Here is a 10622-nt window from a genome sequence, read left to right as displayed (position 1 = left end):
CCATGATGGCATATACCAAGGTCACGTTGGCGAGCAGGATAAGGGCTGAGTAGGCGATTGCCGCTTTGCTGATTTCGGTCATGAGTTGCCTTTGTTGGGGCGCTTTTGCCGGTTTGTTCTCGCTCTCTGATTATGTTGGAGCGTAACCAGCCGTTATGGCGGGGGCAACCCATATTGCATCACGTTATTCTGATGTTCCCCGGCGAAGTGTCCACGCGGCTCCCCGGAGCCCTATCTCACAGCTGGTCGTTGTAGGGCTCTTTCATCTGGCCCACCATTCGGGCCAGGGCAGAGAACGAGGGGATATCCGCTTCGGGCTGGCAGCGGTTGGCCAGTTCCAGCAGTCTGATGGGGAAGTTGATGGCGTCCCGGTTCGACGACGACATGCCGTCGGATCGCTCCTCGGCTGTTTCGCTCGCTTCGGCCCTGCGCAAGGCGATGTCGATTTCCTCGGTCGACAGCACGCCCTTGCGGACAAGCACATGATTGATAGATGCAATGGCCATCAACAGGCCTTCGAGTTGCAGGTTAGCGACGTTCATTGATCTGGCTCCCATTCGCTACACAAACGCGCGAAGGGCCGATGCGATCCGAGGCACCCGTCAAACGGAGGGTGACAGTTTCAAGTCAGGTGGAGCGTGTCGATAGCGCGCTTGGCTCACAGGCTGGAGGTCGTTGGCTTAAATCCTCCCCTGCAACGGTCCTCATGTCGCAGGTGCGCGATATGGCGTTTCAAATGCGGGGCGTTAGATAAGGGGGAAAGAAGAAAGGATCGAGTCCATGATCGAAGTTCTGCGAAAGAGGCCTGTGTTGGTGTTCACAGCGGTTGTAGCCTTGGCTGYAGTGGTGGCCGCAGCTGCCACTATCGGGGTTGTTCAAACCATCACCATGGTAGCGATTATTGCCACTGCGGCAGTCATGGGCGCGCTCGTCGTCGGATCGATCGCGGGATAGGCTTTGTTGCGCCGACCCACCACTCTCGCCGCCCGTCAGGCGGCTCATCAAACGGGTCGACCCGGCCGGCTTTTCATGCCCAGGACTATCTTCTGCCACTGATGCGGCGCATGTCGACGACACGGCCGTCGCTTTGTCTGACAGCGATCTCGAAGCGAGCGTTTCCTCGCCATGCCCGATAGACGAAGAACCGACCGCGGCAGTCTACACGGCGCACATCCCGGAAGCCGCGATTGCGAAGCAGCCTTTCGCCCTGACTGCAGCTTATCCCTCTGCCTCTGTTGAGATTGGTGCCAACGCTGATGCTGATGTTGACATTGGACTGGGCACTTGCCTCCGGAGGAAGCGCCACCGGCGAGGCCAGCAGGGCAAAAGCAAGTCCCGTCGACAAAAACCATGATCTTGGCATTGCAGTCTCCTGATAGGCAGCAAGCGAAGGTAATCAAACGTGGCGCTGGCTGACAAGCAGTAGCGCTTCGTCGCCGAATGCCCGTCGGTCTGAACGCACTCCAGGCAGCGATGCGCGGCTGCCATCGATGTAGGCGTGGCCAATGCAATTGCCGCAGCAGACGGCTTCCCACGGTATTGTCAGCGGTTTTTTGGCGTTGCTTGCATTTGGCTATTGGCTCCATCAAAAATTTGCGCCTAATCTGGCGAAATCGGAGCTGCAACGCGCCGTCGACGCAATCGTCAACGCACGAACTGCTCATCTGAATAGGGAATTAGCCACGCCGCTTCGACATTAACCGTCACGATTCTTCTTCCACGAGCACTGCAGCGTTCCAACTGAAGCCGGTCGCCGCGCCTGGCTTGCATAGAGAGGGCAGTAGGACAAATGTCATCGTTCATGCGTTCGGGACTTCCGGCGGCAGTCCTGTGGATACCCAGCCTGCTCTTCAGCTCCTTAGCCTTTGCTCAGGAGGCGCCGCCGATGCACCCGGTGGCGATCGAACATCTGCCGTTCTTCATCACTGCGCCTGGACAAACGGATATCCTTTTCAACGTGATGGCCGTCTTCTTGCTGGTGGTCGTACTTGCCATCGGCAATCTGTACTTCCAGCTCCATGCCGTGCCGGAGCGCATGTCGCATCGCACCAGCAAGGTGCAGATGGAGCTTGTGGCCGTCCTGGCGCTGATTTCCCTTATCACGCACAATCACCTGTTCTGGATCGCAGCGCTGTTGTTAGCGATGGTCGAGTTTCCTGATTACTCCACGCCGATGCAGTCGATTGCGGCCTCTCTCGAAAAGCTTGTTGGAAGACGCGATATCCAGCAGGCAATGGCGACCGGCTCTGGGCCTGTCGGTGCCCCTGAGGCATTCGCGGAGCCGCCCGAAACGCCGGCACGAGAACACGATACGCATCGCGCCGGGCCGTCGCCGATCAAGCCCGGTTCGACAGGTGAGGCGCATGCGCCGAAAGAGGGAAACTGAGCCATGCTTGAGTTGATGCTCTGCTCCATGCTCACGATCTTTCCGGACTATCTCTATCGCCGCTATGTCCAGGGTAAGCGGATCAGGCATGAGATCACGCTCTACACCATGTGGTACGAGCTGCGCTGGGGGATCACGGCCTGCTTGATCCTGACGATTTCGCTGATCACCCTGATCTTCTACTTCCATCCCACCACGTCGAATGTCACGGCCGTGTTCCGTACGATCTCGGTCCTGCCCGAATCCGGCGGCCGCGTCGCGGAGGTGTTCGTCGGCTTGAACGAGAAGGTTGAAGCCGGCCAGCCGCTGTTCAGGCTCGACAGTTCCGAGCAGGAGGCTGCGCGGGAGTCCGCGCGTCGGCGCATAGCGGAGATCGACGCCGAGGCGACTGTGGCGCAAACTGAGCTGGCGGCGGCGGACGGCGTGATCGCACAGGCACAAGGCGCGTATCAGCAGGCGCTGGACGAGCTTGAGACCAGGACGGAGTTGCGGCGGCGGGATCCGAACGTCGTCGCGGTGCGCGAGATCGAACGCCTGCAGGTGGCTGCCGACGGCCGCAAGGGCGCGGTTGATGCCGCTCTGTCAAACAAGCTGACGCTGGAGACGAAGATTTCCTCGCTTCTGCCAGCCCAGAAAGCCAGCACCGAAGCTGCGCTGGCACAGGCGCAGGTCGCGCTGGACAAGACACTTGTGCGTGCGGGTGTCGCAGGCACCCTTCAGCAATTCACGCTTAGGCCGGGCGACGTCGTCAACCCGCTGCTACGGCCCGCCGGTATCCTCGTCCCGGCTGAGGCAGGCAAGGTCGCGCTCATCGCAGGCTTCGGGCAGATCGAGTCACAGGTGCTGAAGGTCGGCATGATCGCCGAGGCGACCTGCCTGGGCAAACCTTACACGATCATTCCCATGGTGGTGACACAGGTCCAAGATGTCATCGCCGCCGGTCAGGTCCGCCCGACGGATCAACTCGTCGACATCCAGCAGATGGCGCAACCAGGCACGATCACGGTTTTTCTGGAGCCGCTTTTTGCCGGCCAGCTTGAAGGCATACCCCCTGGTGGCAGTTGCATCGCCAACACTTATACCAACAATCACGATGCGCTCGCCGATCCAAGCATAAGCACGCCGCGCTGGTTGTTCCTTCATGTCATCGACACCGTCGGCCTGGTCCATGCGATGATCCTTCGGTTGCAGGCCTTACTCCTTCCCATGCAGACTTTGGTCTTCGGAGGGCACTGACAGGCATCGTAGGCCGTCCCGGGCGCAGTCGTAGCAATACGACAAAGCCATGCTATAGGTGGGTTTCCCATCCACAGCCCGTGGCGGCCTGCCGCCCAAAAGGAGACCATGTCTAGTTCCGATGGCAGTATGTCCGATTTGCTCGGCATACTCGCCGTACTTCTGCTCGTTGCCGCCAACGGCTTTTTTGTCGCGGCCGAATTTTCTCTCGTCGCCGTCCGCCGCAGCCGGGTGACCGAACTGGTCAATGCCGGCAGGCACAATGCCTCGGCCTTGAAGCGCGCGGTCGACAATCTCGACGCCAATCTCGCGGCCACCCAGCTCGGTATCACCATATCGTCGCTTGCGCTGGGTTGGGTCGGCGAGCCCGCACTCGCCCATTTGATCGAACCATTGTTGAGCGCGTTGCCAGGGCCGCTTGCAACGGTAGGTTCTCACGCGTTTGCGGTTGCGATCTCCTTCATCATCATCACCACGCTGCACATCGTTCTGGGTGAACTCGCGCCCAAGAGCCTTGCCCTCCAGCGCAGCGAAACTACCGCCCTATGGGTCGTGCGTCCGCTCGGCCTGTTTCTGCTTTTGCTCCGTCCGGCAATCATCGGGCTCAACGGGCTTGGCAATCTCGTCCTGCGCCTTTGCGGGCTGCGTCCGGGGACGGGGGAGGGGTCGCTGCATTCACCCGACGAGCTGAAGCTTCTCGTCGCGGCGAGCCAGGAGGCGGGACTGCTGCATCAAGCCCAGCAGGAGGTCGTTGATCGCGTCTTCAACATCGGCAACCGGCGTATCGCCGACATCATGACGCCGCGCCGCGACGTAAACTGGATCGACGCCGACGATAGTCCCGAGGAGATGCTGCGCACCATCCGCGAATGCCGCCACGAGCAGCTTCTTGTCGGCCGCGGCGACGTCGACGAACCGCTGGGCATGATCTTGAAGAAGGACCTTCTCGAGCAGGTGCTCGACGGCAAGGCTCTCGATCCGATGGCAGTGATCCGCCAGCCAGTCACCGTTCACGAGGGAACGGCGATCTTCCGCGTGCTTGAGCAATTCAAGAAAGCGCCGGTGCGCCTGGCGATCGTCATCGACGAATATGGCAGCCTGGAAGGCATCGTCACGCAGACCGATCTGCTTGAAGCCATCGCCGGCGACCTGCCTGGCGTGGAAGGAGAAGAAGCAGACATCGTCGTGCGCGAGGATGGTTCGCTGCTGATCGACGGCATGATGCTGGCGCACGACGCGTTTGCGCGCCTCGGCTTCCGATCGGGTTCGGCGGAAGGTGATTTTCACACGATTGCCGGCTTTGCCCTGTTCCAGCTTGGCCACCTTCCGGATGCCGGTGAAACCTTTGACTATGAGGGCTGGCGCTTCGAGATCATCGACATGGATGGCAAGCGCATCGACAAGCTGCTCGCCCGCCGGGGGGCTGGATGATGCATCCAACAGTGCCGGAAATCGCGGCAGCCCTGCACGCTCCACAAATGCTGTCCGCGTCTGTCATCGACACTGGGCAGAACAATTTCGTTCTGGCCACCGACACACTGATCGTGCGGGTGCCACGGCACAGCCAGGCCCGAAGCGATCTTGCGTGGGAAGCCAACGTCCTTGCCGTTTTGGCCTCGCAGCTGCCCTTGCCTGTACCCGCAACGGAACTGCGCACCATCGGCACGCATGCAATCGCGGTTCATCCCAAATTGCCGGGCAAACCTTTGCTCTCAGTCGCAGAGCTGGATGACGAGCACAAACAGGAACTGGCGAGTAGCCTCGCGGGCTTTCTCCGTGATATTCACGCCATTGCCCTCGACGCCCTGCCAGCCCGCGCAGCAGATGACCATCTTGCCGAATGGCGCGATCTGTTCAGCAAGGTCGAGGCAAAGGTGTTTCCGCTTGTGCCTCGCGAAATCGGCGCGTCCATCCGCGATCGGTTCGACAGTTTCCTCGCAGATGGCAACGAACCTCCGGCACGAGCCATCATCCACGGCGATTTCGGTCCGGGAAATATCCTCATCGACGGTGGCTGCGTTTCGGGCATCATCGACTTCGCCGGATCCGGACCCGGCGATCCAGCCTATGACTTTGCAAGCTTGTCTGCCGGCTTGGGCGATGATTTCGTTGCGCTGATGGAGCCGCATTATCCAGACATGGCGATGATGCGGGACCGTGTCCGCTTCTATCGCGGCACCTTCCCACTGCTGGACGTGCTCTTTGGAGTGGAGCACGGCGATGCAAATGCGCTCGAAGCAGGACTGGAAACGTTGATGCGCGGACCATCGCCGCAAAAATCCTGAGCCCACGGCCACCGGTCGCGCCGATTTTTGGGGCTTGCCCCTCCGCCAAATCGCCGCTTCGGCGCCTATCTCTGCCGCGCTGGTTCGGCGTGGCCGATGACGCGGCCGACATTTGGATGCAGGGACCTGATTTCCCGCTCCAACTGGTCGACGGCGGCATGCGCCTCCGTCACCGGCATGTCAGGCGGAAGCCTGCAATGAAAGTTCACGATCAGCCCGATGCTCGTCGCGCGGATGCGAACATTGTGGACGTCCTTCACAACCCCTCCTTGCGCTGCGGACGCGACCAAGGAGCGCTCGATGTCGCGATGCTCCTCGCTTGAAGGGGCCCCGCCATCCAGCCATTCGGCCGTCTTGGGTTCGATATGGGTGTCTATTTCAGTATCTTTGCCGACTTCCTGGCGGATTGCGGCCTCAAGGTCGCTTGCGACGGCATGGGCCTGGTCGAGGCTGAGGTCGGCGTCCACTTCAATGTCCAGGCTGATCGACAGGTCCTTGCCCACACGCTGCACGGTCAGCCGATGGATGGCGGCGCCCCGGTTCGCCGCGATAATGCGAACTTGCGTTTCGATGCTTTCGTCGTCAACCGACCGTGCTTCGGTTTCGACAGTCACTTCGGCGTTCGGAAATCCCTCATGCACGGCGCGCACGATTTCGGCCTTGACGCTGGCGAGGCGCTCGGGCGACAGCGCCCGGGAGACGGCGACRAGCACTTCGACGAAGGGGGCGGCACCTGCCATGCGTACCCGCGTGCGAATGACTGCAACAACATCGGGAACCTTGTTCACTGCCGCCTGGATCGTCGAATCCATGCCCTCCGGTGCCGCGTCGACCAGCGATGCGAAGGCGCGGCGACCAAGCTTGACCGCAGCCACGACGATGAAGCAGGCGACAATCAACGCGGCGATGGCGTCGGCCGACAGGTAGCCAAGGGTGACGAGAACGATGCCGATGAGGACGACACCTGAGGAGAGCATGTCAGCAAAAAAATGCAAGGCGTCCGCCTCAAGCGCAGGACTGCCTGTCGCCATCGCAACCCGGCGCAGCGCCCGGACACGCCAAAAATCGACAATGATCGACACCACCAGCACTGCAATCGCGATGGGGGCGGCTTCGATCTGGTGCGGTTCACCGAAAAGGCGCCTGATGGCCTCGAACCCAATCCAACCGGCAGCGCCAAACAGCAGCAGGACCTGGAACAGGGCGGCCATGCTCTCCATCTTGCCGTAGCCGTAGTGGTGAACCTCATCGGCCGGCTTGTTGCTGACGCGCACGGCCCACCAGGTGACAAGCGTCGCGACAAAATCCAACGACGAATTAACGCCTTCCGAAATGAGGCCGATACTGCCGGTCAGAAAGCCGATTGCGAACTTCGAAAGGGCAAGAAACGCGCTCGACAGCATCGAAACGAGCGCCACCCGTTCTTTGTCTTTTTGCATGAAATTTCTCTTCTTCGGACAAGCGGCGACATGGATTGTCGTGCGCCTGGAGGTTGATCGACCTCGGTCTTGCAGAGCCGGTGAAACACCGACCGGGCGCGCCACGCGGCTTGCGCGAGCATGTTGACGCGCTCCCGCTTGCAAGCGGTTGCTACTCCCCGATACGCAGTCAAGCAAGCTGAAGGCTGAAAAAAGTCAACAATTACAATTGCTTGCTGTTGAGAGCCATTTGCATGTGCGCATTTGCAGAAGCAAGACACGCCGCGCCCGACCCGCATCTCTCCAAGGCYGGCCGATGACGTTGTCGTGGAAGATTTACACCCTGACATGAACCGGCGCGCAGCAGCAGCGCTCGGCAATTTGGTCAATCGGCACAAGCTGCCTGCGCCAGCAATGGCCAGCTGAGACGTGTCATCGGAACCAAACGCAGCGACCGAGGCTAAGCCCGGGTGCTGAGGCTTAAGCCGGAGCCTTCGCCAGGGTCTCCAGGTTGGTGCGCAGCGCGTCGACCGGTTGCTGCAGGATCGCCGCGACGCCAGGTATCGACAGGACCTGATCGAGATGCTTGTTGATCGTCGGCATTGAGGCCGTGATGACGGTGGCGAGCGCGCCACGCCCTGCCGTTGGCAGCTGCGCGGCAAGTCCGCCAATCTTGCCGAATTGCGCCTGCGCGTCCTGAAGCTTGGGCAGGGCGGTCTCGGCGGTTGCCGCATCCTTGACCCCATTCAACGAGTTGTTCAGCAGATCGAGTGCGGAAGTGGTCTGGTTGGCAATGTCGGTCCCACCAGGCACGCCCTTGAGTGCTGTCAAAGCCTGCATGGCGCTGGCTGCCAAGCCGCCTGGGGCAACGGATGCTGTCGTTTCCGGGGAGGCCGCCATCGGCTGGGTTTGCGTTCCGGCCTGTTCCCTGACGGGCGGTGTCGTTCTATGGCCGAACATCCACCATCCGGCGGCCAGAACGACGGCGAGCGGGATGGCCCAATATGCCCAGTTCATCGACGAAGCTGTGGATGTGGCTGCTCGCGAAGCCGGCTGAGGGGCGTAGGTTGCGGTTTGCGGCGCCGGGCTTGCGGCGCGGGTGGTCTGTCCGGCCACGCCAGCAATATCGCCGAGCAAGCCTGATCCCTTCAGGAGGTCGCCAAATCCGGCGGGCAGTGCAGCCTGGATGTTGGCTTTCTGCGAACTCAACATCCGGGCCAGGCCCGATGCATCAAGATTGCCGGCGGTGGCCTGCGTTGCCAGTGCGCCCGTAACCACGGGGGCGAGAAGTCCGAGCAAAGACGAGGATGCGCCGGGGTCGACGCCGGCGAATCTGGATATCGTGCTGGCAAGCGTTTGCGTGGTCGAGCCTCCGAAAAGAGACGAAACCATATTTAGCCCGTTTTGCTCGAGGGTCTTTTGGCCTGATCCACCGAGTACACTGTTCAAGCTGTCCAGGATGCCAGGCGACTGTTGCGACACCGTATCATAGAGTTTTCGCGCTCCATCAGGCGTGGCGGCCACCTTGGCGAACCCTCCGAACAGCGCGGGTACTGTTGCCGAGGCGACCTTCTGTGTCGCGTTGGCGTCCAGGCCAAAAACAGCCGCGATCCTGCTGATCATGTCGGGTGTCAGGGATTGCATTACGAGCGAGATGAGATTTGTTGCCACGATCGTCCTCCTCCTGTGTTGGGAGTGTAGGGGACCTCGGCGATCATGACTGCACGGGAAACCGCCGTGGTCGGGCTATTGGACGGCTAGGTCCAGCCACTGAGTTTAACAGCCGTGCGGTCGTATCACCAGTTGTATTTAAGCTGCGTCTAATTAGATGTGGTGGCGGCGCCCGCGCGGGCCGAGGCTATCTATGGAAGCCGTCAGCAACCCACGTACCGCACCCGGTCTTTGAACAAATGGCCGAGGTTGACGGTCGGGGCCTTTGAACCCAGCTCGCCGAGATGCCACGTGACGCATGGTGGTGATTTGAGAGCAGGCGTGGAGAGGTTTTCCACGGCGGGGACGTTCCCTTGTGCGCCTTCCTTAACTATCGCGATCCTTCAACCTGCAAGATTTGCCTCATAAAGCGCCACCATCTGTCACCCTCTGTCAGCATGCAGCGTGGATAGCCGCGCGCGCTTTTCCACGCCCTCCAAACCTGCCGTATCATTCCCCCATCGTCCTTACGGGACCTGGTGCGCACCGGGTATCAGGAAGGGCGGCGGTGACCTCCCGCCACGGTGTCGGTATCCGTGGCTCCGAGGGCCCGACGACAGGCCGGCGTTTTCCGGTGCAGGTTTCCGCAAATGGAATGCTGCGCGGCGGGGAAATGCGGAAAAGCCGCGGCGATTGTCCATGGAATGTACATGGAGCRGCGCTGTGACCGGCCAACCTTGGGACAGACACCGAGCGGGGCGCGAGGTCGCGCCAGCTAATATCTACTCGGAAGGCACGGCCTCGCGCCCCGCTTCCCGAACTACCTCCCGAAAATGGGAGTGTTCTTTGACAATGGCCAGGCGCKAAAGCGAGCGTGGCRGTGAACAAGTGTGGCTCTCGGGATGACGAGGCAGCGGTGTGCACGACCATACCTTCTCCCGCTTGGGAAGAAGCGGAGTGCCACGCCTCAATATCCCGCGTTTCGGTCGACGACATTTTCCAGTGGCGCTCCGCGCTCAAACGCATCCATCTGCTTGAGCATGGCTGGCACCAGATGCGCTGGGTCGGAGGTCGCCGCAGCATGCGGCGTCACGAACACCTTGGGGTGGTTCCACATCGGGCTGGTCTTGGGCAGTGGCTCGACCTCGAACACGTCGAGGCTCGCTTCCTTCAGCGTGCCGTCGTCGAGTGCACGCAAAATGTCGGCGTCGCGCTGCAGCTTGCCACGCCCGGCATTGATCAGCACAGCGCCGCCCAACCCGTTGCGCCGGCGCAATTCCTTAAGCAGGCCATAGTTGATGATGCCTTTGGTCGCGTCCGTCAACGGAAGCAGAACAACCAGGATGTCTGTGGCATTGAGGAACGGCACCAGCCCGGCATCGCCGCTGAAGGTGGTCACGCCGGCGACCTCTTGGGGCCTGCGGCTCCAGCCATTGATGCGAAAGCCAACGGTCTTGAGCACCTCAGCCGACGCGCGGCCGAGATTGCCCATGCCCATGATGCCGACCGAAATGTCCTCGGCCGGCCGCTGCGGCGGTTCGTGCCAGGCCTTCTTGGTTTGCTGCGTGCGGTAGAGTTGGCCCTGGCGATGGTGATCAAGCACCCGCCACAGCACATATTCAGTCATGTATTGGGTGAGGTTGTCGG

Annotated in this window: 10 protein-coding genes; 6 read left to right on the top strand and 4 right to left on the bottom strand. The window is 61.1% G+C overall.

Annotation, left to right across the window (positions count from 1 at the left end):
• Positions 1 to 236: 236 nt before the first annotated feature.
• Positions 237 to 542, bottom strand: coding sequence for a hypothetical protein (locus AC1DUU_RS12330; RefSeq protein WP_476783707.1), 306 nt, complete (start codon positions 540 to 542; stop codon positions 237 to 239).
• 238 nt (positions 543 to 780) lie between these two features.
• On the opposite strand from AC1DUU_RS12330, the gene AC1DUU_RS12325 reads away from it, so the two are divergent.
• The 6 genes from AC1DUU_RS12325 (at position 781) to AC1DUU_RS12300 (ending at position 5907) form a co-directional block, all read left to right on the top strand.
• Entirely contained in the window at positions 781 to 954 is a 174-nt protein-coding gene (locus AC1DUU_RS12325) for a hypothetical protein (protein ID WP_476783706.1), read from the top strand.
• 551 nt (positions 955 to 1505) lie between these two features.
• Positions 1506 to 1700 carry a hypothetical protein gene (locus AC1DUU_RS12320; protein ID WP_476783705.1) on the top strand — a complete coding sequence of 65 codons (195 nt, stop codon included), beginning with the start codon at positions 1506 to 1508 and terminating at the stop codon, positions 1698 to 1700.
• A gap of 185 nt (positions 1701 to 1885) precedes the next feature.
• Positions 1886 to 2386 (top strand): hypothetical protein, encoded by a 501-nt coding sequence (locus AC1DUU_RS12315; protein ID WP_476783704.1) that lies wholly within the window; start codon positions 1886 to 1888, stop codon positions 2384 to 2386.
• 3 nt (positions 2387 to 2389) lie between these two features.
• Positions 2390 to 3622, top strand: coding sequence for an HlyD family secretion protein (locus AC1DUU_RS12310; protein WP_476783703.1), 1233 nt, complete (start codon positions 2390 to 2392; stop codon positions 3620 to 3622).
• A gap of 108 nt (positions 3623 to 3730) precedes the next feature.
• Entirely contained in the window at positions 3731 to 5053 is a 1323-nt protein-coding gene (locus AC1DUU_RS12305; RefSeq protein ID WP_476783702.1) for a hemolysin family protein, read from the top strand.
• A complete protein-coding gene (locus tag AC1DUU_RS12300) occupies positions 5050 to 5907 on the top strand; it encodes an aminoglycoside phosphotransferase family protein (RefSeq protein WP_476783701.1) in 858 nt (285 codons plus the stop codon). Before AC1DUU_RS12305 ends, AC1DUU_RS12300 begins: the two co-directional genes overlap by 4 nt.
• 65 nt (positions 5908 to 5972) lie before the next feature.
• On the opposite strand, the gene AC1DUU_RS12295 is transcribed toward AC1DUU_RS12300, so the two are convergent.
• From AC1DUU_RS12295 to AC1DUU_RS12285, 3 genes are all read right to left on the bottom strand, one after another.
• Positions 5973 to 7346, bottom strand: a complete 1374-nt coding sequence (locus tag AC1DUU_RS12295) for a cation diffusion facilitator family transporter (protein WP_476783700.1) — start codon at positions 7344 to 7346, stop codon at positions 5973 to 5975.
• A gap of 459 nt (positions 7347 to 7805) precedes the next feature.
• Positions 7806 to 8996 carry a DUF937 domain-containing protein gene (locus AC1DUU_RS12290; protein ID WP_476783699.1) on the bottom strand — a complete coding sequence of 397 codons (1191 nt, stop codon included), beginning with the start codon at positions 8994 to 8996 and terminating at the stop codon, positions 7806 to 7808.
• Between the two features lie 946 nt (positions 8997 to 9942).
• The coding region (locus AC1DUU_RS12285; protein ID WP_476783698.1) for an NAD(P)-dependent oxidoreductase at positions 9943 to 10622 on the bottom strand (680 nt) is incomplete at its 5' end.

The organism is Aminobacter sp. P4_H6_2 (assembly GCF_056400805.1).
Note: the sequence above shows the minus strand (reverse complement) of the source record. Positions and strands in the feature narration are given on the sequence as shown.

What these genes read in the sequence shown, in the direction of transcription:
- AC1DUU_RS12330 (WP_476783707.1), bottom strand. Translation starts at nt 542, where the DNA reads ATGAACGTCGCTAACCTGCAACTCGAAGGCCTGTTGATGGCCATTGCA.
- AC1DUU_RS12320 (WP_476783705.1), top strand. Translation starts at nt 1,506, where the DNA reads ATGCAATTGCCGCAGCAGACGGCTTCCCACGGTATTGTCAGCGGTTTT.
- AC1DUU_RS12315 (WP_476783704.1), top strand. Translation starts at nt 1,886, where the DNA reads ATGCACCCGGTGGCGATCGAACATCTGCCGTTCTTCATCACTGCGCCT.
- AC1DUU_RS12310 (WP_476783703.1), top strand. Translation starts at nt 2,390, where the DNA reads ATGCTTGAGTTGATGCTCTGCTCCATGCTCACGATCTTTCCGGACTAT.
- AC1DUU_RS12305 (WP_476783702.1), top strand. Translation starts at nt 3,731, where the DNA reads ATGTCTAGTTCCGATGGCAGTATGTCCGATTTGCTCGGCATACTCGCC.
- AC1DUU_RS12300 (WP_476783701.1), top strand. Translation starts at nt 5,050, where the DNA reads ATGATGCATCCAACAGTGCCGGAAATCGCGGCAGCCCTGCACGCTCCA.